This window comes from Streptomyces sp. NPDC020917 (genome assembly GCF_044333795.1).
Classification (GTDB): domain Bacteria; phylum Actinomycetota; class Actinomycetes; order Streptomycetales; family Streptomycetaceae; genus Actinacidiphila.
This window is the reverse complement of record NZ_JBIRRR010000006.1, coordinates 223,904-248,332: the sequence shown is the minus strand read 5'-3', so window position 1 is coordinate 248,332 and position 24,429 is coordinate 223,904. Positions and strand designations below refer to the sequence as shown.

General features: G+C 72.3%; 18 protein-coding genes. 13 read left to right on the top strand and 5 right to left on the bottom strand.

The window, feature by feature from the left end; genetic code table 11:
• Positions 1-9 precede the first annotated feature (9 nt).
• The 9 genes from ACH4TG_RS15780 (at position 10) to ACH4TG_RS15740 (ending at position 14,889) form a co-directional block, all read left to right on the top strand.
• Positions 10-1,251 (top strand): extracellular solute-binding protein, encoded by a 1,242-nt coding sequence (locus ACH4TG_RS15780; RefSeq protein WP_398242838.1) that lies wholly within the window; start codon positions 10-12, stop codon positions 1,249-1,251.
• A complete protein-coding gene (locus ACH4TG_RS15775; protein WP_398242837.1) occupies positions 1,248-2,483 on the top strand; it encodes an ABC transporter ATP-binding protein in 1,236 nt (411 codons plus the stop codon). The genes ACH4TG_RS15780 and ACH4TG_RS15775 overlap by 4 nt, the downstream gene beginning before the upstream one ends.
• Positions 2,480-3,388: an ABC transporter permease gene (locus ACH4TG_RS15770; protein WP_398242836.1), complete on the top strand. Its 909-nt coding sequence runs from the start codon at positions 2,480-2,482 to the stop codon at positions 3,386-3,388. The genes ACH4TG_RS15775 and ACH4TG_RS15770 overlap by 4 nt, the downstream gene beginning before the upstream one ends.
• Complete coding sequence (locus ACH4TG_RS15765) at positions 3,385-4,263, top strand: ABC transporter permease (protein WP_398242835.1); 879 nt, start codon at positions 3,385-3,387, stop codon at positions 4,261-4,263. Before ACH4TG_RS15770 ends, ACH4TG_RS15765 begins: the two co-directional genes overlap by 4 nt.
• 10 nt (positions 4,264-4,273) lie before the next feature.
• Entirely contained in the window at positions 4,274-5,095 is an 822-nt protein-coding gene (locus tag ACH4TG_RS15760; RefSeq protein WP_398242834.1) for an NAD-dependent epimerase/dehydratase family protein, read from the top strand.
• Positions 5,096-5,585: 490 nt separating this feature from the next.
• Positions 5,586-8,372 (top strand): family 78 glycoside hydrolase catalytic domain, encoded by a 2,787-nt coding sequence (locus tag ACH4TG_RS15755; protein WP_398242832.1) that lies wholly within the window; start codon positions 5,586-5,588, stop codon positions 8,370-8,372.
• A 143-nt stretch (positions 8,373-8,515) separates the two neighbouring features.
• The gene (locus ACH4TG_RS15750; protein WP_398242831.1) at positions 8,516-11,143 is read left to right on the top strand and encodes a TIM-barrel domain-containing protein; all 2,628 of its coding nucleotides are present in this window, start codon (positions 8,516-8,518) and stop codon (positions 11,141-11,143) included.
• Positions 11,144-11,227: 84 nt separating this feature from the next.
• Positions 11,228-12,625: a glycoside hydrolase family 28 protein gene (locus tag ACH4TG_RS15745; protein ID WP_398242830.1), complete on the top strand. Its 1,398-nt coding sequence runs from the start codon at positions 11,228-11,230 to the stop codon at positions 12,623-12,625.
• A gap of 44 nt (positions 12,626-12,669) precedes the next feature.
• Positions 12,670-14,889 carry a hypothetical protein gene (locus ACH4TG_RS15740; protein ID WP_398242829.1) on the top strand — a complete coding sequence of 740 codons (2,220 nt, stop codon included), beginning with the start codon at positions 12,670-12,672 and terminating at the stop codon, positions 14,887-14,889.
• A 99-nt stretch (positions 14,890-14,988) separates the two neighbouring features.
• Here ACH4TG_RS15740 and ACH4TG_RS15735 read toward each other — a convergent pair whose 3' ends face one another.
• The gene (locus ACH4TG_RS15735; protein ID WP_398242828.1) at positions 14,989-16,956 is read right to left on the bottom strand and encodes an RICIN domain-containing protein; all 1,968 of its coding nucleotides are present in this window, start codon (positions 16,954-16,956) and stop codon (positions 14,989-14,991) included.
• 181 nt (positions 16,957-17,137) lie between these two features.
• The gene (locus tag ACH4TG_RS15730; RefSeq protein ID WP_398242827.1) at positions 17,138-17,953 is read right to left on the bottom strand and encodes a helix-turn-helix domain-containing protein; all 816 of its coding nucleotides are present in this window, start codon (positions 17,951-17,953) and stop codon (positions 17,138-17,140) included.
• Positions 17,954-18,038: 85 nt separating this feature from the next.
• Between ACH4TG_RS15730 and ACH4TG_RS15725 the strand changes: the two genes are divergently transcribed.
• The 3 genes from ACH4TG_RS15725 (at position 18,039) to ACH4TG_RS15715 (ending at position 21,561) form a co-directional block, all read left to right on the top strand.
• Positions 18,039-18,836: a sulfite exporter TauE/SafE family protein gene (locus tag ACH4TG_RS15725; RefSeq protein ID WP_398242826.1), complete on the top strand. Its 798-nt coding sequence runs from the start codon at positions 18,039-18,041 to the stop codon at positions 18,834-18,836.
• Between the two features lie 68 nt (positions 18,837-18,904).
• Positions 18,905-19,525 (top strand): L-threonylcarbamoyladenylate synthase, encoded by a 621-nt coding sequence (locus ACH4TG_RS15720; protein WP_398242825.1) that lies wholly within the window; start codon positions 18,905-18,907, stop codon positions 19,523-19,525.
• Between the two features lie 194 nt (positions 19,526-19,719).
• Positions 19,720-21,561 (top strand): cholesterol oxidase substrate-binding domain-containing protein, encoded by a 1,842-nt coding sequence (locus ACH4TG_RS15715; RefSeq protein ID WP_398242824.1) that lies wholly within the window; start codon positions 19,720-19,722, stop codon positions 21,559-21,561.
• Between the two features lie 51 nt (positions 21,562-21,612).
• Here the strand turns inward: ACH4TG_RS15715 and ACH4TG_RS15710 are convergent, their stop codons facing one another.
• The gene (locus ACH4TG_RS15710; protein WP_398242823.1) at positions 21,613-22,629 is read right to left on the bottom strand and encodes an alcohol dehydrogenase catalytic domain-containing protein; all 1,017 of its coding nucleotides are present in this window, start codon (positions 22,627-22,629) and stop codon (positions 21,613-21,615) included.
• 189 nt (positions 22,630-22,818) lie between these two features.
• Here ACH4TG_RS15710 and ACH4TG_RS15705 point away from each other — a divergent pair, with 189 nt between their 5' ends.
• Positions 22,819-23,391 carry a TetR family transcriptional regulator C-terminal domain-containing protein gene (locus ACH4TG_RS15705; protein ID WP_398242822.1) on the top strand — a complete coding sequence of 191 codons (573 nt, stop codon included), beginning with the start codon at positions 22,819-22,821 and terminating at the stop codon, positions 23,389-23,391.
• Between the two features lie 40 nt (positions 23,392-23,431).
• On the opposite strand, the gene ACH4TG_RS15700 is transcribed toward ACH4TG_RS15705, so the two are convergent.
• A complete protein-coding gene (locus ACH4TG_RS15700; protein WP_398242821.1) occupies positions 23,432-23,872 on the bottom strand; it encodes an STAS domain-containing protein in 441 nt (146 codons plus the stop codon).
• A gap of 58 nt (positions 23,873-23,930) precedes the next feature.
• Entirely contained in the window at positions 23,931-24,326 is a 396-nt protein-coding gene (locus ACH4TG_RS15695) for a DUF488 domain-containing protein (protein WP_398242819.1), read from the bottom strand.
• Positions 24,327-24,429 lie beyond the last annotated feature (103 nt).

Here is a 24,429-nt window from a genome sequence, read left to right as displayed (position 1 = left end):
CGATCAGTCATGCCTGACAGCACCCCCCGCCCCCCGAGAATGTTCAGCCGCCGCAGCGTTCTCGGCACCGTCGCGCTCGGCGCGGCCGCCGCCCCCGTGCTCGCCGCCTGCGGCGCGCCCTCCAGCGGAACCAGCTCCAAGGCGGCCCCCACCTCGCTGCCGACAACGCCGTCCAAGCCGGTCACCCTCAACGTCCTCGACGTCGCCGGCAACCTCCAGCTCACCAAGCCGATCCTGGACGCCTTCAAGGCCAAGCACCCCGAGATCGTCACCAAGATCACCACGACGACCGGCACCGCCCCCGAACTCGCCCCCAAGGTCCAGGCGCAGCAGCAGGCCGGCAACGTGCAGATCCAGCTCGTCCTCACCGGCACCGACGGCCTGTCGGCCGGTATCGCCAAGGGCCTGTGGTACGACCTCAAGCCGTACTACCCGGCGTTCTTCCCCGACCTCATGGCCAACTACCAGCCGGCGGCGGCCTCGATGGCCTCGCTCGCCCAGGACCAGGGCATCGAACTCGTCTGGTACCCCTCCGGGCCCCTGCTGGAGTACGACCCCGCCGCGGTCAACCCGGTGCCGACCACCCCGGACGCCCTGCTGGACTGGGCGAAGGCGCACCCGGGGAAGTTCCAGTACGCCCGGCCGCGCAACTCCGGACCGGGACGCACCTTCCTGATGGGACTGCCGTACCTGCTGGGCGACAGCCAGCCCACCGACCCGGTCAACGGCTGGTCCAAGACCTGGGCCTACCTCACCGAGCTGAACAAGTACATCAGCAGCTACCCGGCCAAGACCTCCGCCGTCATGACGAACCTCGCCCAGGGCACCGTCCACCTGATCGCCACGACGACCGGCTGGTACATCAACCCGCGCGCCCTGGGCACCGTGCCCGCCTCGGTCAAGGTCGCCAAGTTCGACAACCTCACCTGGGTCAGCGACGCCCAGTACGGCGTCATCCCCAAGGGCGTCAGCAAGGACGAACTCAGCGCCGCGCTCAGGCTGCTGGCCTTCGCCCTGACGCCCGAGCAGCAGGCCGCCACCTACGACGACGGCTACTTCTACCCGGGCCCCGCGGTCAAGAACGTCGGGATCAAGCAGGCGCCCGCCTCCTCGCAGCAGGTCATCGCCAAGTACGGCGAGCCGGAGTTCGACTCCTGGATGACCCAGTACCCCACGAAGAACTCGCTGCCGGCCACCGCGCAGGTCACCGCGTTCGACCTGTGGGAGAAGAAGATCGGTGCCAGCAAGTGACCAGGACCAGGCCCTCGGCACCCGACACGCCCTCGGCGCCCCCGACGCCGGCGACGGCGCGGAAGTCCCCACCGGCGGCGGCGACTTCCCCGGCCCCGCGGGGCCGGCAGGCGTCGCAGTTGGGCGAGCTGCGGCTCAGCGGCGTCAGCCGCGCCTACGGCGCGCACCTCGCCCTCCACCCGCTGGACCTGACGATCCGCGGGGGCGAGTTCGTCGCCCTGCTCGGACCCTCGGGCTGCGGCAAGACCACGGCACTCAACTGCCTGGCCGGCCTGCTGCCGCTGACCTCCGGCGAGATCACCATGGACGGCCGCCGGGTGGACACCCTCGCGCCGGAGAAGCGCGGCTTCGGCATGGTCTTCCAGAACTACGCGCTCTTCCCTCACCTGACCGTGCGGGCCAACGTCGCCTTCGGGCTGAAGATGCGCAAGGTGGGCAAGGCGGAGACCCGGCGCCGCGTCGACGACGTGCTCGACCTGGTCCGGCTCGGTGAGCACGCTCACAAACACCCCGGGCAGCTGTCCGGCGGCCAGCAGCAGCGGGTCTCCATCGCCCGCGCCATCGTGATGGAGCCGCCGCTGGTGCTGATGGACGAGCCCCTGTCCAACCTGGACGCGGCGCTGCGGCTGTCCATGCGCAGCGAGATCCGCCGCATCCACCAGGAGTTCGGCCTGACCACCATCTACGTCACGCACGACCAGGAGGAGGCCCTGTCCCTCGCCGACCGCCTGGTCGTGCTGCACGCCGGCCAGGTCAGCCAGGTCGGCGCTCCCGCCGAGCTCTACGAGCACCCGGCCGACGCCCACGTCGCCGCGTTCATGGGCTACCGCAACCTGCTGACGCTGGACCTGGCCGCCGTCGACGGCACCGAGGCCGTCGCCGAGGGCCGCGGGCTGAAGGTGCGCGGCACCGTCGTGGGCGGGGCGGGCCTGCGGGCCGGTGACACCGCCACGGTGGCGATCCGCCCGGAGGACCTGCGGGTGGCCGAAGGCGACGAGCAGCCGATGGCCGAGGCGACCGCGGAGATCGTCGAGTACCACGGCCGCGTGCTGCACGTGGAGGCCGTCACCGCCCAGGGCGACCGCCTGCACCTGAAGTCCGCCGCAGCCGTCCGCCCCGGGGACGCGGTGCGCGTCGCGGTGGACGCCGACCGCGCCCTGGTCTTCCCGCGGACCGGGGAGTCCGGGCACCTCCCGGAGCAGGGCCCGGGCTCCGAGGGAGGCGCGCCATGACCACCTCGGCCGTCGCACAGCGACCACGCGCCAGGGCGGCCCTGCGCCACCGGCTGGCGGAGCGCGGCGTGGACCGGACCCTGCTGCTCATCCTCCCCGGCGCCCTCGCCGTGCTCGCCCTGTTCTGCTACCCCTTCCTGTACGGGCTCCAGTTGTCGTTCCAGCCGGCAAAGGGCGGCGTCCTCGGCGCCTACCGGGCCTTCTTCTCCGACCCCTTCGCCCGCAAGTCGATCTGGGCGACCTTCTCCCTGGCGATCCCCGCCTCGCTGATCAACGTCGGCGCCTCGGTGCCCATCTCCTACCGGATGCGCCGCGAGTTCCGCGGCAAGCGGCTGCTGCTGGCGATCCTGGTCGTGCCCATCACTCTCGGCACCGTGCTGACCGCCGAGGGCATCCTCGAGTTCTACGGCCCGGCCGGCTGGTTCAACCGGACCCTGCACTGGCTGGGCCTCGCGGACTCGCCCGTCCACCTGACCATGAACTACACCGGCGTGCTGCTCTCGCTGATCATCAGCGGCTTCCCCTTCTCGTACCTGCTCACCCACTCCTACCTGTCGGGCATCCACCCCAACCTGGAGAAGGCCGCGGCGACCCTGGGCGCCGGCTGGTGGCAGCGGTTCCGCTACGTCACCTTCCCGCTGCTGCTGCCCGGGCTGATGACGACCTTCTGCCTCAGCTTCGTCATGGCCTTCGCGGTCTTCCCCTCCGCGCTGATGGTCGGCGACCCCGACGGCAAGACGCACGTCATCTCCATCGAGGTCTACCAGGCGGCCCTGGAACGCTTCGACTACGTCCAGGGCTGCGCCGACGCGATGATCATGACGGTGCTCATGCTGGCCGTGCTGGCCGCGGTCACCGGTCTGCGGGCCCGGCTCTACAGCGGCGCCACCGGAGGCAAAGGATGACCACCGTGCTCCCCGCACGCCCCGCCACCACGGGGCCCGCCGCCCCACCGGAACGCCGCACCCTGGCCCTTCGCCCGGGAACCTGGCTGGCCTGGGCCGTGCTCGCGTTCTTCTTCGTCAACCTCGCCGGTGTCATCGCCACCGTCCTGGTCAACTCCTTCAGCCGCAGCTGGTTCAACTCCTGGCTGCCGCACGGCTGGACGGGCGACTGGTACAGCCACGCCTGGCACGAGTTCAGCCTCGGCCAGGTGCTGACCACCACGATCGAGGTCACCCTCCTCGTGGTCGTCATCTCCCTGGTGCTGGCCGTCCCCGCCTCCTACGCGCTGGCCCGCCGGTCCTTCCCCGGCAAGAAGCTGGTCACCACCCTGTTCGTGCTGCCGATCCTGGTGCCCCCGATCGCCTACGGCATCCCGCTCGCGACGGTGCTGTACAAGATCCACCTGGCCGGGACGATCACCGGCGTGGTGCTGGCCAACCTGGTGCCGTCGATCCCGTTCGTGGTCTTCACCATGACCCCCTTCATCGAGCAGATCGACCCCAAGATCGAGGCCGCCGCCCGCATGTGCGGTGCCTCCACCTGGACCGTCCTCACCCGGATCCTGTCGCCGCTGCTGCTGCCCGGGATGCTGGCCGCCGGCATCCTCGTCCTGGTGCGGACCTTCGGCATGTTCGAGCTGACCTTCCTCACCTCCGGCCCCACCAGCCAGACCCTGATCGTGTCGCTGTTCTCCGCCGTCAACTCCGCCGGCATCCGGGCACCGCAGTCCGTCGACGCGATGGCCGTCATCTACACCGGCTCCATGGCCGTGCTGCTGCTCATCGCGCTGCGCTTCGTCAACCCCACCCAGCTCGTCGCCCGCTCCTCCGACTGAGAGGTCCGCCATGCCCTCGCGTCGTGCCGAACGCGGCCGGGAAGCGTCCGGGCGCACCGTCCTGCTGACCGGGGCCGCCGGGGGAGTGGGGACCTTCCTGCGGCGGGGCCTGCCCGGCCTCGGCTGGCGGCTGCGCTGCTTCGACCTGGCCCCGCCGGACCCGCCCGACGACCTGCCCTGGCTCCTGGGCGACATCTCCGACCGCCGCCGCCTCGTGGAGGCGATGCGGGGTGCGGACGCGGTGATCCACCTCGCCGGCATCCCGCACGAGGCGGACTTCCCCCGCCTGCTGCACACCAACATCGAGGGCACCTACCAGGTCTTCGAAGCCGCACGGGAGGCCGGCGTCACCCGCGTCCTGTACGCCAGCAGCAACCACGCCGTGGGCCGGCACCCCGCGGACACCCGCCTCCCGGACGGCGCGCGTCCGCGGCCCGACTCCCTGTACGGCGTCAGCAAGGCCTTCGGCGAGGCCCTCGGGTCCTACTACGCCGACCGGTTCGGCATGCGCGTCGCGTGCGTGCGCATCGGGAGCTGCTTCGACCACCCCACGCAGCTGCGGCACTTGGCGACGTGGCTCAGCCCGGGGGACGCGGCCCGGCTGTTCGCCGCGCTCCTCGCCGCGCCGGGACTGCGCTTCGCCACGGTCAACGGCATCTCCGCCAACACCCGCGCATGGTGGGACCTGGACGGCGCCAGGGCGCTCGGCTACGCGCCGCAGGACGACGCGGAGGGCTGGGCAGGGGAGTTGCTGGCCCGCTTCGGCGGCGAACTGGCACCCGACGACCCCGACGCCGCCTTCGTCGGCGGCCGGATGACCGCAGGCGGCTGAACGCCTGCCCGCGGTCCGACGTCTCCACCGTCCGCAGCGCACCACCCGGGAGGGCTGAGTCGACCTGTCGAATTGAACGTTTCATCCTGACCTTGCTCCCGTCGGCAGCCTGTTGCCACGGGGGCGGGACGGCCCTTGCCCGGGGCGAGTCGGTGACCTTGTGGGCGCCTCGTCCCGTCGTCTGCCCATACGTGCAGTTCATGGACGCACATGTGCAGGTTCCCGGTCCCCGTCCGCCAGGTGCGGCTCCCGCGCCCGATGCCGGTCAATCGGTGCGCGATCCCTTGCGTACTCGCCGGTGCACGGCTAGGTTCCCGACTTGAGTCGATTCAATTCACGATCGCTGGCAGGGCAGGGAGAGGGGCCGACCCATCACACGGCCGGCGCTGATCCCGATGGCCCGCCCCCCCTCTCGCGGCCGTGACCGCCCGCATCGGGCCTCCTCCGCACCTCCCCGAACGACCAGCTGTCCTCAAGGAGCGCACTCACCATGTCATCGGGCCACCACACGACCGTCGCACGACCGCGGGGCATGAGCGTGCTGCTCACCACCGCGATTCTCACCACCCTGTCCCTCACCGGGTCCGGGATGGCCGCGGCCGCGCCGGGCAACCACGCCCCGCTGGCGCCAGGGCACTTGACGGTCGACGACCAGTCCAGACCGCTGGAGGTCGAGGGCGCACCGCAGTTCGGCTGGCAGCCCCGCGACCCCGACTCCGGGGAGTCTCAGTCCGCCTACGAGATCGTGGTGACCCGCGCCGCCACCGCGTCCGCCGCCGCTCAGCAGGTCTGGGACAGCGGCAAGGTGACCTCCGCCGACGAGGCGTACGTCCCCTACGGCGGCCCTGCGCTGGCCGACGGGACCAGCTACACCTGGACCGTGCGCACCTGGGACCGTGCCGGAGCCGCCTCCAAGTGGGCGGCACCGGCGTCGTTCGACACCGGCATCACGGACGCCGAGTGGAAGGCGAGCTGGATCCGCCGGACCACCGGCGAGAAGGACGACTACACCCTGGCCCGCAAGGAGTTCACCACGGGCGCCAGCCAGGTGGTGCGCGCCCGGCTCTACCTGTCGGCCTACCAGCAGTACCAGGCGTACATCAACGGGAAGCTGGTCGACCGCGGCCCGGCGTACGCCTACACCGACGAGGGCTACTACCAGGCCACCGACGTCACCCAGGACGTCAAGGCCGGCGGTGCCAACGCCATCGGTGTGCTCTACCACTGGTACGGCCCCGGCCAGGGACGCCCGTCCGACGAGTCCGGCATGCTGGCGCGGCTGGTGGTCGACCACGCCGACGGCTCGCAGGAGGTCGTGCTGTCCGACGGCACCTGGCAGGTCACCCGCGGGCCCTGGCTGACGCAGTCGTACCGCAACAGCGACGGCCGCGACTACCGGGAGTCCGTCGACGGCCGCCTCGCGCAGGCCCAGGAGGGCTGGACCAGCCCCGGATTCGACGACTCCTCCTGGCAGGCGCCGCAAGTCGTCGGCGTCCACCCCAGCGGTGTCTTCACCCACCTGCAGGCCCAGCAGATCCGGCTGGACTACCAGACCGTGCACCCGGTGAAGGTCACCACGCTCGCCGACGGTTCCGCCGTCGCCGACTTCGGGCGGATCATCCCCGCGATGCCGCGGCTCACCTTCGCCCAGGGAGTCTCCGGGCGGACCGTCAGCCTGAACGCCGGCTACCTGCTCGCGGCCGACGGCAGCGTGTCCACCTCCAACCACGACAACCAGAGCACCAACCTGTCGTACTCCTACACCGAGCACGACGGCGCGCAGACCTTCCAGGCGTACACCTACGAAGGCTTCCGCTACCTGCAGATCTCCGGTGCCGGCGAACCGCTGGACGCCTCGTCGATCGCCGCGGTCGTCCAGCACGTCGCCGAGGACCCGGACCGGGCGGCGACCTTCACCAGCTCCGACCCCACCCTGAACCAGGTCGACGACCTGCTGCAGCGTTCGGCGCTGTACGACACCCAGGAGCAGTTCCTGGACACCCCCACCCGGGAGAAGGGCCAGTTCCTCGGCGACTCCGTGGACATCTCCCGCGCCCTGATGGCCGGTTCCGGCGACCGGAACCAGACCGCCAAGGCGATCAAGGAGTTCGCCGAGTCGCAGAAGCGGTACTGGCCCGACGGCCGCCTCAACGCCGTCTACCCCAACGGGGACGGCAAGCGCGACATCCCGGACTACACCGAGATGTACCCGGGCTGGGTCTGGGACTACTACCTCAACTCCGGTGACCGCTCCCTGGTCGCCGACACCTACCAGGTGTCCCTCAACGTCGCCGACTACGTGCGCCGGTACATCGACCCCGCCACCGGGCTGGTCACCAAGCTCGCCGGCGGCTCCGGCTCCTACGCCAACGGCATCATCGACTGGCCCAACCGCTACGGCTACGACACCGCCACGACCGCGCGCACCACCGTCAACATCCTTGCCGTGGACGTGCTGCGCTCGACCGCGAAGCAGGCCGAGGTCATCGGCCGCCCCCAGGCCGAGATCGACGCCCTGCGCGCCGACGCGGACAAGCTGAGCGCCGCGATCACCAGCAAGCTGCGCCGCGCGGACGGGATCTACACCGACGGCCTGGAGGCGGACGGCAGCCAGAGCGCCCACGCCTCGCAGATCGCCAACGCCTACGCCCTGGCCTTCGGCATCGCCCCCGACGACACGGTCGGCGACATCGCCGAGTACATCGCGCAGTTGAAGCTCCAGATGAGCCCGATGACGGCCAACTGGCTGCTCACCGCCCTGCACGCGGCCGGCCGCGACGACCAGGTGCTCGCCCGCCTGACGGACGCCACCTCGCTGGGCTGGGCGAACATCCTCGCCCAGGGCGGCACCTTCACCTGGGAGTCCTGGGAAGCCCCGCAGACCGGCGACAGCCTCTCCCACGGCTGGGGCGCGACCGCGCTGGTCGACCTGCAGCAGGCCATGCTGGGCGTCACGCTCACCTCGCCCGGCGGCCGCACCCTGAGCATCGCCCCGCCGCGCGACACCGCCCTGACCCACGCCGCCGGCACCGTGTGGACGCAGTCCGGCACCGTCGCCGTCCACTGGACCACCGGCGGCCACGGCACGACCGTCACGGTCGACATCCCCGACAACACCACGGCCACCGTTGCCGTCCCCGTCACCGGCGAGAAGGCCCCGCACGCGGTCGGCGCCGGCCCCGACGGCGCCGACGGCCCGCGGCTGGAAGGCATCCACGACGGTGTGGCCGTGTACACCGTCGGCTCCGGGCACAGCGCCTTCACGCCCGGTCAGTGACCCACCGGCCTCCGGGGCGGGCCGCGCCGCGGCCCGCCCCGGGCGCCGCCCCGGCCGCCCGACCACCCACGCACCTGCTCCCTGTCCGCCCTGGCTGCACCGCACGACCGACCCACCACCGCACCGTGTGAGGAGACCAGCGCATGACGCCGCAGACCAAGAGCCGCCCGAGAACCCGGCGCATCGCAGACGCCGCGCCGATCGCCGTACTCATGCTCATCTCCGGGCTGCTGCCCGCCACCGTCGGCAGCACCGCCGCCTGGGCCGCCAGGCCGGCGGCGGACAGCGGTCCGGCACCCGGCACCTCCGTCTCGCCACCCGTCGACTGGCAGACGCAGGGCCGGGGGCAGGACTTCCGTCTCGCCTTCCGCCAAGGCGGCCGCACCGTCGCCGCCCAGGCGCCCGGTGACACCGCCGGGCCGGGAGGCCGCATGGCCTACCAGACCGACGACGGGCAGGGAGGCACCACCTACCACCGGCTGACCACGCTGACGTCCAGCCGGCAGGTCGCGGGCGGCACCCGGTACACGGTGGACACCGACGAGAGCGGTCGCACGGCGACGGTCACCGTCACCCACACCCTGCAAGGTGCGCACGTGGCCTGGACGTTCACCCCCGCGACCGGTGTCACCGCCGTGTTCGAAGCGCTCTCCGCCGGCTCCGCCGAGCACTACCTGGGCGGCAGCTCCGCCACCACGGTGGACCTGCGCGGCCTGGTCCGCGGCTGGAGCCCGGGCAAGGAGGGCAGCGAGGCCGGCGACTACTGCCAGGACCAGGAGCAGACGGCGAGCACGTTCTACCTCAGCTCCGGCGGGTACGGCTTCCACGCCGACACCGACCACATCGGCCGGTTCGCGTTCCCCGGTGCCACGCCGGCCGGCGGTTCCTGCCGCCTGTCGCTGCCCTCGGGCGCCCCGGCGCCGACGCCCTGCCCGATCGCGGCGACGGCGCAGGACGACCGCGTGCAGACCTGCGTCAAGGACGACCACCTCGACTACGACGTCTACGCCGGAACCCCGGCCCAGGTGACCACCGCCTACTACGGCACCGTCGGCCTGCCGCTGCTCCCGCCGCCGAGCCAGTTCGGCGTGATGAAGTGGCGCGACGTCAACGCCGACCAGGCCCAGGTCCTCGACGACGTCGCCGAGTTCAAGACGCTCGGCATCCCGCTCGGCACGATCTGGATCGACAACCCCTGGGAGCAGCAGCCGGCCGGCAACACCCACCGGATCAACGGCAGTGCCTGCACGAACAGCGGGAAGTTCGACCCGACCTTCTTCCCCGACCCCAAGGCGATGATCGACCGGATCCACGCGCAGGGCGTGAAGTTCGGACTGTGGGTCACCCCGCACGTCGGGACACCCAGTTCCTCGCAGGGCGGCGGCTCGTGCGCCGGGATCAACGACCAGTGGGCGAAGAACGGCTGGCTGATCCCGGGCACCAACTACATCGACCTGACGAACCCGGCCGCCTACCAGGCGTACGTCGCCCAGCTGACCAAGGTCTTCTCCCTCGGCGTCGACATGACCAAGGAGGACCGCTCGGAGGAGTACCGCCTGGAGACGGCCACCTTCGCCGCGGGACCGGGCTCCCAGGAGTACCTGCGCTACCCCGCGCTGTACCAGAAGGCCGTCAGCGAGGCGCTGCGCAACGTCAACGGCGAGGACTTCGAGACCCTCGTGCGGGCCGGCGCCCCCGGCACCGCCCAGAACGCCCACGGCATCTGGGGCAGCGACAGCTACGAGAACTTCGCCGGCCTGCGCACCGAACTGCGCTACGGCATCGGCGAGTCGCTCACCGGCCACTTCGCCTGGGGCTCCGACACCGGGGGCATCGACCCCCAGAAGCCGGCGAACGCCACCAACAGCCCCACCCCCACGCTGTTCACCCGCTGGTCGCAGTTCAGCTCGGTCAGCCCGGTCTTCGAGGTGGGCGGCGCGGGGATGAACGCCGCTCCGTGGCTCTACCCGGCCGACACCGTCGACCGGTTCCGCGACAGCGCCGTGCTGCACACCGAGCTCTACCCGTACTTCTACGCCCTCGCCCGGCAGGCGGCGGCCACCGGCGTGCCGATCATGCGCTCGGTGGGCTACGAGTACCCCGACGACCAGCAGGCGTGGGCCCAGGACCAGGAGTTCATGGTCGGCCCCGACCTGCTGGCCGCACCGGTGACCGCCGAACGCGCCGAGACCGACGGCGCCGCGGGCCAGGCCACGCCCGTCAGCGTCTACCTGCCGAAGGGCCAGTGGATCGACGTCTTCACCGGCGAGGTCGTCGACGGCGGGCAGACCATCACCCGGAACACCGGACTGGACGACTTCCCGCTCTACCTCAAGGCCGGAACGGCCATCGGCTTCAACGACCGGGCCCCGCAGGTGTGGGGCGACGGCTGGGGCACCGACACCCTGTCCCAGCCGGGTCTCGCCGGCTGGCTCTACGCGCCGCAGCCCGCCGGCGCCCCGGAGGCCCGCACCACCGCGATCGGCACCGACGGCGGGCAGATGGTCGCGTTCTCCGGTCCGCAGGGCAGCCACCTCCAGCTGTCCGGCGCGCCCGCCGAGACACAGGTCGTCGTCCTGGCCCAGCAGGCCCCCGACGCGGTCACCGTCGACGGGCTGACCCTGCCGAAGGCCGACTCCACGGCCCAGCTCCGCGGCATGCGGACCGGCTGGACCTTCACCCCGGGCCCGTTCGGCGGCATCGTCCTCAAGCTGCGGCCGGACCACGGCCGCGCGGAGGTCGTCATCCCGCCCGTGGGCCGCGCCGGCTAGCACCCACCCGCTCGCGTCGCGGGCCCACGCCCCCACCGTGGGCCCGCCCTCCGCCATGCCCGCCCACCCACACGAGAGGCCCCCATGTCCTTCTCATCGACCCGCAGGCAGCTGTTGCGCTCGGCCATCGCACTGAGCGGCAGCGCGGCTCTATCCGCCGGACTCCCCGGCATCGCCCACGCCCAGGCGCAGCAGAGTGCCGACCGCGCCGCGGACGTAGCCGCCGACCGCATCATCGCGGGCATACGCCGCCCGCGGATCCCGCAGCGGGACTTCCCCCTCACCGCCTTCGGTGCCGTCGCGGACGGCACGACCGACACCACGCAGGCCCTGGCCGCGGCCGTCCGCGCCGCCCACGAGGCCGGCGGCGGACGGGTGGTCGTGCCCGCGGGAACCTGGGCGACCGGCCCCGTCCACCTGCTCTCCCGCGTCGAACTGCACCTCGCGGAGGGCGCCATCCTGCTGTTCACGACCGATCCGGCGGCCTACCTGCCCACGGTGTTCAGCAGGTGGCAGGGCATCGAGCTGATGAACTACTCGCCGCTGATCTACGCCTACGGCCAGCACGACATCGCCCTCACCGGATCGGGCGTGCTGGACGGCCAGGCGTCCACGGACAACTGGTACACCTGGGGAAAGCCCGGCGGCAGCGACTTCGCCGCCCTGGAGGCGAGCGCCGACGCGGGCGTGCCCGTCGCGCAGCGGGACGGCGCGAACTACCACCTGCGGCCCACGTTCGTCGAGCCGTACCGGTGCGAGCGGGTGCTGATCGAGGGGGTCACCCTCAGGAACTCGCCGTTCTGGAACCTGCACCCCACCCTCTGCCAGGACGTGACGATCCGTCACGTCACCGTCGACTCCAGCGGCCCCAACACCGACGGCTGTGACCCCGAGTCGTGCGACGGGGTGCTCATCGACCGGGTCTCCTTCAACACCGGCGACGACTGCATCGCCGTCAAGGCCGGGCGCAACACCGACGGCCGGCGGGTCGGCGTCCCGTGCCAGAACCTCGTCGTCCAGAACTCGACGTTCGCCAACGGGCACGGCGGCATCACCCTGGGCAGCGAGATGACCGGCGGCATCCGCAACGTCTACGGCCGCGACCTGACCATGTCCTCGACCGGGCTGCGCGCCGGCCACCGGCTGAAGACCAACTCGGTGCGCGGCGGTTTCCTGGAGAACAGCAACGTCTACCGGGTCGACGTGCAGGCGATCGGCGGCCCGCTGCTGCTCATCGACTACCACTACGGCGAGGGCGACACCGGCACCTACCCCCCGACCGTGACCGACATCAACCTGAGCCACTGGTCGGTCGCCTCGGCCTCACAGGGCTGGGACGTCCAAGGCTACGACAGCGACCCGGTCGGCACCGTGCGGCTCAGCGACATCACCATCGACGGCCCGCTGAGCAAGGCGAACGTCGCCGACAACGTCACCGACCTCCGGCTCGACCACGTGGTCATCGACGGGGTCGAGCAGTAGGGGCACTCCCGACCACCAGCCAATCCTCTGCAAGGAGAGCAACCATGGAACGCCACTGGGGAGTCGACCGCCGGACGGTCCTGCGCGGGATCGCCGGAGTCGCCTCCGCCACCTTGATGACCCGCGTGATGGAAAGCGAGGCCGCGGCGGCCACCGCCCCCGCGGGGGCGCCGGCCGGGGGAGCCGCACGCACCGTCGACCGGCAGGCGCTCGTCGGCCGGCACCGGGTGGTGCGCCACGCCAGCGATCCCGACCTGCCCGTCCAGGTGGGCAACGGCCGCTTCGCGTTCGGCGCGGACGTCACCGGCCTGCAGACCTTCGTCCCGTTCAACACGCTCTCCGACTGGGGGTGGCACGTCGACGCGCTCCCACCCGGCAAGAGCGTGTCGGACTACCACGGCACGATCTGGCCGACCTACGGACGCGACGTCTACTACTGGAGCGGCGACAAGAACGAGCCCGCGCTCAACAACTGGCTCCGCGAGAACCCGCACCGGGCGAACCTCGGCCGGATCGGGCTGCGCCTGCTCAAGCAGGACGGCACGGAAGCCGCGGAGAGCGACCTGACCGGCATCGTCCAGGAGCTGGATCCCTGGACCGGCGTGCTGCACAGCGAGTTCCGGCTCGACGGCACCCTCGTCACGGTGGACACCGCATGCCACCCCGGCGCCGACGTCGTCGGCGCGCAGATCCGCTCGGACCTGATCGGCCAGGGGCGCCTGACGGCCTTCCTCGACTTCCCCTACGCGACCCGCGCCGGGCTGAACAAGATGGAGGCCCCGTACGTCGGCTTCTACGACCGCCTGCAGCTGCACACCACCGTCCTGCGCGGCAACGTGCTCACGCACACCATGGACGGCACGCGCTACCAGGTCGGACTGTCCCTGTCCCCGGGTGCCCGCGTCGCCCGGGTCGACCCCGCGCGGCACCGCTACGAGATCACGGGCCGCGGCGCCGCCCTCGACCTCGCCGCCCTCTACGCCCCCGAGGTCAGGGGCCGGATCCCGTCCGCGGCCGAGGTGACCGGGCAGAGCCGGGAATGGTGGCCGCGGTACTGGCGGACCGGCGGCGCGGTCGACCTGTCCGCCAGCAGCGATCCCCGGTGGCCGGAGCTGGAGCGGCGCATCGTGCTGAGCCAGTACCACCTCGCGGTGAACGACGCCGGCAACGACCCGGCGCAGGAGTCCGGTCTGGTCAACAACGGCTGGTACGGCAAGTTCCACATGGAGATGTACTGGTGGCACGCCTTCCACTACGCCCTCTGGCAGCGGTGGCCGCTGCTCGACCGCAGCACCGACATCTACCGGCGGTTCCTGCCCAGCGCCCAGGACCGGGCGGAGTCGCAGGGCTTCCGCGGCGCGCGGTGGCCGAAGATGACGACGGCCTACGGTGACGCGATCGGCCGCGAGTCGCCCGGCGAGCCCACGGCGCTCCTGGTGTGGCAGCAGCCGCACCTGATGTTCCTCGCGGAGCTGGACTACCAGGCGCACCCCAAGCAGAGCACCCTGGTCAAGTGGGACAAGGTCCTCCACGAGGGCGCCGAGTTCATCGCCTCGTTCGCGAACCGCGAGGCCGGCGGGCGCTACGTGATCGGGCCGCCCCTGATGTGCTGCAACGAGCGCAACGACTCCGCGACCACCATGAACCCCACCTTCGAGCTGTCCTACTGGAAGTTCGCGCTGAGGATCGCCCAGCAGTGGCGCGAGCGGCTGGGGCGGGCCCGCGACCCGCACTGGGACGACGTCCTGGACCACCTGGCACCGCTCCCGGTCCAGGACGGCCTCTACGTGCTGTACGAGGGCGTGCCGGACATGTGGACGCAGCACAACAACAACCACCCCGATCCCGTCGCCGCGTACGGCATGCTGCCCGGCGACGGCGTGGACGTCGGCGTGATGCGCGCGACGACGCAGAAGGTGCGCCAGACCTGGCCCGTGAACGACCTGTACAGCTGGGACTTCCCCCTGCTCGCGCTGAACGCGGCACGGTTGGGGGACAGTGAGGCGGCCGTCGACTTCCTGCTCCACGACCGCTTCGGGTTCACGGACACCGGACTGCCGGCGAGCGGCAAGAGCGGCGTGCCCTCCCCGTACTTCCCCGGCGCCGGCGCCCTGCTGTACACCGTGGCGATGATGTGCGCCGGCTGGGGCGACTCCCCGTCGGGCGTGCCCGGCGCGCGGGGGCGGGCCGGGTCCGGCGGCAGCGCGCCCGGCTTCCCCGAGGGCTGGTCGGTGACCTGGGAGGACCTCGCGCCCGCCCTGTGATCCAGGCCGCCGGCCCGGCGGCACGCGGCGAGCGGCCTCAGCGGACGCCTTCGCAGGCGCCCGCTGGGGCCCGCCCCGCCGTCGTGCCGAAGTGGCGGCTCAGGACAGCGGGTTGAACGTCCAGACGTGGTTGCCCGGCGCCGTGGCCGGCTGCTGGGTCAGCCCGGTCCCGTCGCTGAGGGCCGCCGCGGTGAGCAGCAGACCGCTGCTGACGGCGGTGAGGGTGTATCCGGAGCCGCTGGGCGCCGCCCTCCAGCGCTGGTTGGCGGCGCCGCTGCAGGACCACTGGATGACATGGGCGCCGGCCGCCGTGCTGTTGCCCTCCACGTCCGCGCACAGCCCCGAACTCCCGCTGCGCAGCGAGAAGCTGCCGTCGCTCTGGGCCACCGCCGTCCACCGCTGGTTGGCCGAGTCGTGCTCGGCCCAGACGATCAGCTGGGTGCCGGCCACCGTGGTCGATCCGGGTACGTCGACGGCCTTCCCGCCCGCGGACACCGCGTAGGTCCTCCCGCCCTCGGGCGCGCAGGCAGCCGTCACCTGGTGCGCGCCGCGGTCGGGCAGGCATCCGGCACGCACGAGGTTCCCGAAGATGTCCTCGCCGTCGGCGGGCAGTACGTCGAGTCCGCTGCCGGCGGCCGGAGAGCCGGCCGCGATCCGGTAACCCCCCAGGTCCGTGCGGGAGGTGGCGGTCCCGGGCGAGGCCAGCTGCGGGTCAGCGGTGATCTTGTGCGGGTCGGCGGGCTCGCCCGCCGGGTGCTGCCCGTAGAAGACGTTTGCGTCGAACCCGAGGCTGCCGGGCGTCACATAGGAGGCACCGGTGGCCGCGACGTAGAAGATGTTGTTGCGCAAAACCTCGCTGGCCGCGGCGGAGCCGTTGCCGTTGGCGATGATCTGGGCGTCCTTGCCCACGTAGAAGGTGTTGTTGTAGATCTGCGTGTTCGTCAGCTTGCCGCAGACGAACTCCAGTAGCTGTCCCTGGTCGTTCTGGCTGATGTTGTAGCGGACGACGTTCCCGTCGGTGGTGGACCCGGCGCCGTTGCACAGCAGCAGGAAGCCGCCCTCGTTGTCGTGGCTGTAGTTGTACTGGTACGTGGTGCGGATGTTGGCCTCGTCCAGGTCCAGGCCCTGCCCGTCGCACTGGCTGCGGCCGCCGCTGACCTCGTTGTCCTGGTAGACGGCGTCGTCGGTGTTCCAGCCCCACAACCCGGCCGCGCAGCTCGACGTGTTCAGCCGGAACCCGTCGATGCGGTTGTCCTCGGCCAGCGCGCCGGAGGTGTGGTGCAGGTCGACGGCGTCGCCGCCGATGTCCGTGACGGTGTTCGCGCGCACCACCACATGGGTCTGCGGATCCCACGCGCCGCACGCGGTACCGCAGTTGGCGTTGTTCAGCTGCGGGCGCTGCATCCAGCGGGTCCAGAAGTGGATGCCGTACCGGTCGACCGCGTGCACGGTGTTGTCCGCGACGAGGACGTCGTCGAAGTTGGTGGGCGTGGCCGAGCCGAGCACCTCGAAGAAGATGCCGGCGCTCGCGTTGTCGTCCTTCTTGTTCTGGTCCCCGTTGATGTCGTGGATGTTCAGGCCCTCGACGACGTAGTGGGTGCCGGTCCCCGCGTCGGTGCGGGTGATGTGGACCCCGCGCCGGGTGGCCGCGGTCGCACCGTGGTTGGAGACGTCGAGGTCGCGGATCTCCCAGTACTGCTGGTTCGACAGCGAGACGACGTCGGTCACCTGGCCGTTCCCGGCGAGCTTCGGCGGATCGCCGGTGCCGTAGGCGCCGATCGTGATGGGCAGGCCCGCCGAGCCGGAGCCCTGGGGGGCGAGTTCCTGCCCGGTGCAGGTCGAGCCCCGGGCCAGCAGGATCGCGTCGCCCGGCGCGAACGTGCGGGCGTCGACCGGCGCCAGCGAGTTCCACGGCGCGGACGGGCTGCCGTCACCGGCGGCCGAGGCCCCGCAGTCGACGTAGTACGCCGCCGGGGCGGCACTCGCTGCCGGCGCCAACGCGACGGGAGCCAGGGCGGGAGCGAGCAGGAGGACGGAGGTGAGGAGCAGGTGCGTGCGGACACGCATCGGCGATCCCCTCCTTTCAGAGGTGGGGTGTATCAGCGAGGACATCTGACATCTGACATAGGAGGGATTAAGGCGGCTTCCGAGTCCGGTGTCCAGACCTCGCACACAACGTCCGCTGCTGCCGAGGAATCTTTACCGAGTGGTCTGCTCCAATGTGCGCACGCTCATCAACCCGGGGCCGTCAAAGGTGGGAGGACTTCCCCGGTGAGGTGGGAGACGTTGACGGAGTGCCGGCCTGGGCGTGGCGGAAGCGGGACGGCGGCGCGCCGAAGGCCCGGGTGAAGGCGGCGGTGAACGCGGCGGGCGAGCTGTAGCCGAGGCGGCCGGCGACGGCGGTGACCGACGCGGAGTGCAGCAGCGGCAGGGCGGCCAGGAGCCGCGCGTGCGCCCGCCAGCCGGCCGGGCTGCGCCCGGTCTCGGCGCGGAACCGCCGGGTGAAGGCCCGCTCGCTCGTCGCCGTCCGCGCGGCCCACATGCCGTTGGTGACGGTCACGTCCGGGGCCGCGAGGTACTCCCGGCACAGGGACGCCAGATCGGGTGAGACGGGAAGGCCGATGTGCAGGGGGAGCGGTGCGAGCGACGCGATCTCGTACAGCAGCAGCGACGCGATGTGCCCCGCGCGCCCGTGAACGTCGTACTCCGGCCCGAACTCGGCCGCCGCGCCCAGCAGTTCCCGCAGGAGCGGCGGCACGTCCACCACCGTGCAGGTGGCCGGCCACCACGGCACGGCGGCGGGCTCGATGTACAGGCTGCGGGTGGTGACGCCGAGCACGCGGACCCGGTGCTCGGTCGCCGGCGGGATGAGCAGCGCCCGCTCGGCGGGGACGGTCCAGGAACCGTCCGCGGTGTCGGCGGTCATCACGCCGCTCCCGGCGTAGAGGAACTGGGCGCGGCGGTGCTCGTGCCAGTCCAGCACCTGGTCGGGGGCGTAGGCCGTACTGATGGGCAGCACCGCCCGTTCCAGCCGGTCCACATCCGCGAGGGAGGTGTTCTTCACGCTTCCAGGCTACTGGCCGAGACTCACAAGAAATGTGCCGGCCATCGCATGCGGGACACCCCGCGCCTTTGATGCAGTGGTGGGCGTGACACTTCTCGTCCTCTTCTGCATCGGAGTCCTGACCGGGCTCACCACCGTGCTCTTCGGATTCGGCGGGGGATTCGTCGCCGTGCCCGTCGTCGTCTGGGCGGACGCCTCCCTCGGCGCCGACGCCCTGCGGGTGGCGACGGCCACGTCGCTCGCCGTGATGGTGGTGAACTCCGGGTTCGCGACCGCCGTCACCCCCCGCGGCACCCTTGCGCGGCTGCGGGGCAGCGGCCCCCTCCTCGTCCTTCTGTCGGCAGGTGGCGCCCTCGGCGCGCTTGCCGCACTCAGGGCGCCCGCCGGGCCGGTCCGCTGGGCGTTCGTGGCCTACGTGGCCGCGACTCTCGCCGACCTGCTGGCGCGCCCGGGCTTCCTGCGCCCCCGCAGCGGGGAGGCGGCAGCGGCAGAACCGGGGAGGCTGCCGAACGTCCTCGGCGCACCGATCGGCGCCGTAGCCGCGTTCCTCGGCGTCGGCGGCAGCGTCATGACCGTTCCCGCCCTGCGCAGAGCCGGTCACACGATGCACGTGGCCACGGTGCTCGCAAACCCCCTGACCCTGGCCGTCGCACTCCCCGCCGCCGTGGTGTCCCTGAGCGGTTCCCCCGCCGCCACCGCGCACACGACCGTGCCCCTGGTGGGCACCGTCGACCCGCGTGCCGCCGCGGCGCTGCTGCTGGGCGCGCTGCCCGTGATCGCCGTGCTCCGCCGCCGGCCGCCGAAGATCTCCGACGGCGCCCACGCCCGGGCCTACGCGGCGCTGCTCGCCGCCGCCACCGTCGCCATGCTGCCGCTGAACTGACCCCGTCCGGCGGCGACATCAGCCCCGACGGCGGCGCCGATCCGGGCAGGCCCCCATAGGCTTGGCCGATGGCACGCTACTTCGACGTACACCCGGAAAACCCCCAGCCACGCATCGTCAGCGCCGTGGCCGACAACATCCGGTCCGGTGGACTGGTCGCCTACCCCACGGACTCCTGCTACGCGCTGGGCTGCCGGCTGGGCAACCGCGACGGCATCGACCGCATCCGGTCCATCCGGCACCTCGACGACCGGCACCACTTCACCCTGGTCTGCCAGAACTTCGCACAGCTGGGCCAGTTCGTGCAGATCGACAACGACGTGTTCCGGGCCGTCAAGGCGGCCACGCCGGGCAGCTACACCTTCATCCTGCCGGCGACGAAGGAAGTGCCGCGCCAGCTGCTGCACCCCAAGAAGAAGACCGTCGGCGTCCGCATCCCCGACCACGTCGTGACGCAGGCGCTGCTCGCCGAGCTCGGCGAACCGCTGGTCTCCAGCACCCTGCTGCTCCCCGACGAGGCCGAGCCGCTGACCCAGGGCTGGGAGATCAAGGAACGGCTCGACCACGTGGTGGACGCGGTGGTCGACTCCGGCGACTGCGGCACCGAACCCACCACCGTCGTCGACTTCTCCAGCGGTGAGAGCGAGATCGTCCGCCGCGGTGCGGGCGACCTGGCCCGGTTCGAGTAGCCGCGCGGCCGGACGGGTCTGCGTCCCCTGTACGGCAGGACCGCTCGGCGAGGGGCCGGTTCGCGGGGGACGTCCACTCGTTCGCGTGACCTGAACGGCCTTGTGGTGTCGGGCAGTTGATGCCGCTGGGTACCGTGCGTGCTCGACCGGCCCGCCAGGGCCGGACCCGAGCGGCGCAGGGGAGGGGTGGCGGGATGGCCGAGGGGACGCCGGGGAGTTCACACGAGGGCGGCGGGCTGTCGCGCCGTACGCTGCTCGCGTCGTCGGCCGCCGCGGGCGGCGCGGTCTGGCTGCTGCGCGGGCTCGTCCGGCCGGGCAGCGCCCACGCGGCCTCGGGACCGCCGCCCGGATTCCCGGCCGGGCTCGACGTCCACCAGCGCGTCTTCGAGAACTGGGCCGGCGAGATCCGCACCGACCAGCTGTGGACCTGCGCGCCGCGCACCGCCCAGGACGTGCTCGACGTCGTCAACTGGGCCCACGGCGTCGGCTGGACGGTACGCGCGCAGGGGCATCGCCACGGCTGGGCCCCGCTCACCGTGGCCGCCGGCACGCCCGCCGCGGCCCGGGTCGTCCTGCTGGACACCACCGCGCACCTCACCGCGATGTCGCTGGAGCAGCAGGCCGCCGACGGGTCGGCGGCCGTGCGGGCCCAGGCCGGCGCCTCGCTGGAGGCACTGCTCGGGTTCGCCGGCGCCGCCGGACACGGGGTCACCGCCGCGCCGGCGCCCGGCGACCTGTCGGTCGGCGGGGCGCTCGCCATCGGCGCGCACGGCACGGCCGCCCCCGCCGCCGGCGAGAGCCCGCCGCCCGGCCACGGCTACGGCTCGCTGAGCAACCTGGTCACCGAACTGACCGCGGTCGTCTGGGACGAGGGCGCCGGCCGCTACACCCTGCGGACCGTCGGCCGGGCCGAGCCCGACTGCGACGCGCTCCTCACCCACCTCGGCCGCTCGTTCGTCACCGAGGCCGTCCTGCGGGTGGGCGCCGACGCGAACCTGCGCTGCCGGTCCTTCCTGGACATCCCCGCCACCGAACTGTTCGCCGCGCCCGGCGCCCCCGCCGGCACGCGGACGCTGGCCGGTTTCGTGGACGGCACCGGCCGGGTGGAGGCGATCTGGTTCGCCTTCACCGACCGGCCCTGGCTGAAGACCTGGAGCGTCACCCCGGACCGGCCGTTCGCCGCCCGCGCCGTCACCGCGCCCTACAACTACCCCTTCTCCGACTCCCTCCCCGAGCCGGTGGCCCGGCTCGCCGGGGACCTGGTCTCCGGGGCCTGGGCGAGCGCGCCGCTGTTCGGGCAGGTCCAGTACCTGCTGGCCAAGGTCGCGCTGACCGGCGACATCACCGACGTACTCCTCTCGGGGACCCTCGTCCGGGACGTGCTGACCGGCGACGTGCTCACCCACCTGCTGGCGGACGGCCTGCGCTCGGACCTGTGGGGCGCCTCCCGCAACCTGCTGGAGTACGTGCGGCCCACCACCCTGCGCGAGACCGCGAACGGCTACGCCGTCCTCACCCGCCGCGCCGATCTGCAGTGGGTGGTCAGCTCCTTCGCCGGCTTCTACCGGACGCTGCTCGCGCAGTACGCGGCACGCGGCGAGTACCCGGTCAACGGCCAGGTGGAGATCAGGGTGACCGGCCTGGAGGACCCGTCCGTGTGCGGCGTCCCGGGCGCGCGGCCCCCGCTGCTGTCCGCCCTGCGGCCGAGCTCCGACCGGCCGGACGTCGACACCGCCGTGTGGATCGACATCCTGTCCCTGCCCGGCACGCCCGCCCTGCACCGCTTCTACCGCGACATCGAGCAGTACCTGCTGTCCCTGGACGGCGACCGGGCGACGGTCCGCGTCGAGTGGTCCAAGGGCTGGGCCTACACCGACACCGCCGCATGGGCGGCCCCGGAGGTCCTCACCGGAGCGGTCCCCGACTCCCTTCGGGCCGGGGGCGGCCCCGGCTGGGACGCGGCGGTGGCGGTCCTCGACCGGCTCGATCCCCACCACGTCCTGTCCAGCCCGTTCCTCGACGCGCTGCTGCGCTGAGAAGGCGCGGGGCCCCGGGCGGGCGGGACCCCTCAGGCCGCAGCGTCCGCCTCAGGCGGCCGTGTCGAGCACGACGCGGAACCGCGCCTCGCCGGACAGCATCCGCGCGTACGCCTCCGGCGCCCGGTCGAAGGGCATGACCTCGATGCCCGGGCGGATGCCGTGGGCCAGGCTGAACGCGAGGTTGTCCTCGTTCTCGATCGACGATCCGGTCAGGCTGCCGGTGATGGAACGCGTGCCGAAGATCAGGTCCGGGGTGGCGACGGTCAGCGGGTCGGGCGCGGCCCCGACCACCACGAGCCTGCCGTTCGGGGCGAGTCCGCGGACCAGCGGGTCCATCGAGGCGCCGCTGGACGCGGTGGCGACGATGACGGAGGCGCCGCCCAGGGCGCTCAGCGCGGCCCCGGGGTCGGTGGTGCTGCTGTCGATGTACTCGTGGGCGCCCAGCTGCCGCGCGTAGGTCTCCTTCGCGCCGCCCCGGGCCACGGCGGCGACCCGGTAGCCCAGGCTGCGGGCGTACTGCAGGGCCAGATGCCCCAGCCCGCCGATGCCCTGCACCGCCACCAGGGCGCCGGCCCTGGCCGCTCCCTGCTGGAGGGCGACGAAGGTCGTCAGGCCGGCGCAGAGCAGCGGGGCCGCGTCGAGGGACGCCATGCCGTCGGGGACGCGCACCAGACCGCTGGCCCGGGCGTGGACCACCTCCGCGTACCCACCGTCGATGGTGGTCCCGGTCTGCTCCTGGTTCCGGCAGTTCACGAAGTCGCCGCGGCGGCAGGGCTCGCACTCCCCGCAGTGGCCGTTCAAAAAGCCGACGCCGACCCGGTCACCGGGCTGCCAGGCCGAGACACCGGCCCCGACCGCGTCGACGACGCCGACGATCTCGTGCCCCGGAACGACGGGGCGGGAGGGGTCGCCGCGCAGCCCCTCCACGGCGAGGACGTCCGTGTGGCACACCCCGCAGGCCTCGACGCGCACCCGCACCTGCCCGGGGGCGGGATCCACCAGCTCGCGCTCCACGACCCGCAGGTTGCGGACGCCGGTGGCCTCGAAAGCCCGGTATGTGGACATGGCTGCTCCTTTTGACGACTGGACGGCGCGCACGGCTTCGGCGGCCGGCCTCGAATCCAAAATGACCGGTCGTCTTAGAGCGTAGCCGATGCCTCCGCGGGCTCGCGGGGTAAGCTCGACTCAGGAAATATGGCCGGTCGTCTTCGACTTTCGACGAGGCGGCCGCACCCCCGGCGGAAGGTGAACGGCATGGGACGGGCGTCCAAGCGGGAGGAGATCGCCCAGGCAGCGCTGGAGCAGTTCCACGCGCGGGGCTTCAGCGCCACGGGCATCAGCGACATCACCACGGCCGCCGGCGTTCCCAAGGGCTCGTTCTACAACCACTTCTCCAGCAAGGACGAGAGCGCCCTTGAGGCGCTGCGCCGGTACGGGACGGGCCTGCGATTCGAGATGCTCGCCGCGCCGGACCGCGCCCCGCTGGAGCGGCTCCGGGAGCACTTCCGGTTCCTGGGCGGCGACACCGTCGAGAACGGGTTCGTCCGCGGATGCCTGGTCGGCAACTTCGGCGCCGAGGTCGCCGACCACAACGAGGAGATCCGCGCCGCGGTCAAGGAGGGCTTCGACCGGTGGGCGGCCGAGATCCGCCGGCTGCTGGAGGAGGCCCGGGAGGCCGGCGACCTCAGCCGGGACCTCGACCCGCAGGCCACGGCGCTGTTCGTCCTCAGCGCGTGGGAGGGGGCACTGATCACCGCGCGGGCCGGCAAGTCGGCGGCGCCCATCGACGCGTTCTTCGTGACCGTCTTCGACGTGCTGCTCCGCTAGCCGGGAGCCCGCCGGACCGGGGCCCGGCGGGCCGGGTTCCTCAGCCGGACGGGTGGGGCCAGTGCGCGAGGCTGTCCGCCGCGGGCGCGGTACTCGTCGCCTGCTCCGCCGAGGGGTGGAACTCATAGCTCTCGCCCATGCCGCTGAGGTCGAAGATCCGCAGGATCCGGCCCGGGACGGAGGCGATCCGCAGCGATCCCCCCTGCTCGCGGATGCGCTTGGTGATCGCCACGATCACGCCCAGTCCCATCGAGTCCAGGAACGTGACGAAGCCCATGTCCAGGACGAGATCGCGGTGTGCCCCGGGTGCGCCGTCCGTGCCCGGCTCGCCCGGTTCCCCGTCGAGGAGCTTGATGACCGCCTCGCGCAGCATGGACGCGGTCTGGGCGTCGACCTCGCCGTCGATCTCGACGACGGTCCACCCGTTGACCACGTCGTAGCTCACCATCATGTTCTCGTGCCGGATGATGTTCGTTCGCATGGCCATCCCTCTTCAGGTCTGCAGGCGGCGCGGCGTGGGGCGTGGACGGCGGGGGCCGTCACCTTCGGCCGCCGGCGTGTCCGTCACCCTTCCCGCCGGGTCCGGCCAGCCACTCGGCGAGGACGGCGGCCTGGCTGTGGTCCACGTCCTTGGTGGCGGTCAGCAGCATGACCTTGTCGTGGGCGGCCAGGTCGCGCAGGCGGTCGGCTGCCGGGAGGTGGTCGGCGTCGTGCAGTTCCGCCAGGTAGCGGCGGCGGAACTCGGGGAAGCGGCCGGACTCGTGGCCATACCACTTGCGCAGCCCGGTCGACGGCGCGACGTCGCGCAACCACGCGTCGAGGTGGGCGTCCTCCTTGCGCATGCCCCGGGGCCAGACGCGGTCGACGAGCACGCGCCGGCCCTCGTCCGGAGAGGTCTCCTCGTAGACCCTCCGGCAGGTGATCCGTCCCGCCATGGCCGCGCCCCTTCCGACCGGCGGGCGCGCCCGGCCCCCAGCGGGTCGACGGAGCGTGCCCTGATACGGAGTGGATGTTCCCGACCAGGACATTTTATCGGGG

Excerpts from the sequence above, each read along its gene's own strand:
- ACH4TG_RS15780 (WP_398242838.1), top strand. The coding sequence starts at position 10 with ATGCCTGACAGCACCCCCCGCCCCCCGAGAATGTTCAGCCGCCGCAGC.
- ACH4TG_RS15770 (WP_398242836.1), top strand. The coding sequence starts at position 2,480 with ATGACCACCTCGGCCGTCGCACAGCGACCACGCGCCAGGGCGGCCCTG.
- ACH4TG_RS15765 (WP_398242835.1), top strand. The coding sequence starts at position 3,385 with ATGACCACCGTGCTCCCCGCACGCCCCGCCACCACGGGGCCCGCCGCC.
- ACH4TG_RS15760 (WP_398242834.1), top strand. The coding sequence starts at position 4,274 with ATGCCCTCGCGTCGTGCCGAACGCGGCCGGGAAGCGTCCGGGCGCACC.
- ACH4TG_RS15755 (WP_398242832.1), top strand. The coding sequence starts at position 5,586 with ATGTCATCGGGCCACCACACGACCGTCGCACGACCGCGGGGCATGAGC.
- ACH4TG_RS15750 (WP_398242831.1), top strand. The coding sequence starts at position 8,516 with ATGACGCCGCAGACCAAGAGCCGCCCGAGAACCCGGCGCATCGCAGAC.
- ACH4TG_RS15745 (WP_398242830.1), top strand. The coding sequence starts at position 11,228 with ATGTCCTTCTCATCGACCCGCAGGCAGCTGTTGCGCTCGGCCATCGCA.
- ACH4TG_RS15740 (WP_398242829.1), top strand. The coding sequence starts at position 12,670 with ATGGAACGCCACTGGGGAGTCGACCGCCGGACGGTCCTGCGCGGGATC.
- ACH4TG_RS15735 (WP_398242828.1), bottom strand. The coding sequence starts at position 16,956 with ATGCGTGTCCGCACGCACCTGCTCCTCACCTCCGTCCTCCTGCTCGCT.
- ACH4TG_RS15720 (WP_398242825.1), top strand. The coding sequence starts at position 18,905 with ATGGCACGCTACTTCGACGTACACCCGGAAAACCCCCAGCCACGCATC.
- ACH4TG_RS15715 (WP_398242824.1), top strand. The coding sequence starts at position 19,720 with ATGGCCGAGGGGACGCCGGGGAGTTCACACGAGGGCGGCGGGCTGTCG.
- ACH4TG_RS15710 (WP_398242823.1), bottom strand. The coding sequence starts at position 22,629 with ATGTCCACATACCGGGCTTTCGAGGCCACCGGCGTCCGCAACCTGCGG.
- ACH4TG_RS15705 (WP_398242822.1), top strand. The coding sequence starts at position 22,819 with ATGGGACGGGCGTCCAAGCGGGAGGAGATCGCCCAGGCAGCGCTGGAG.
- ACH4TG_RS15700 (WP_398242821.1), bottom strand. The coding sequence starts at position 23,872 with ATGCGAACGAACATCATCCGGCACGAGAACATGATGGTGAGCTACGAC.
- ACH4TG_RS15695 (WP_398242819.1), bottom strand. The coding sequence starts at position 24,326 with ATGGCGGGACGGATCACCTGCCGGAGGGTCTACGAGGAGACCTCTCCG.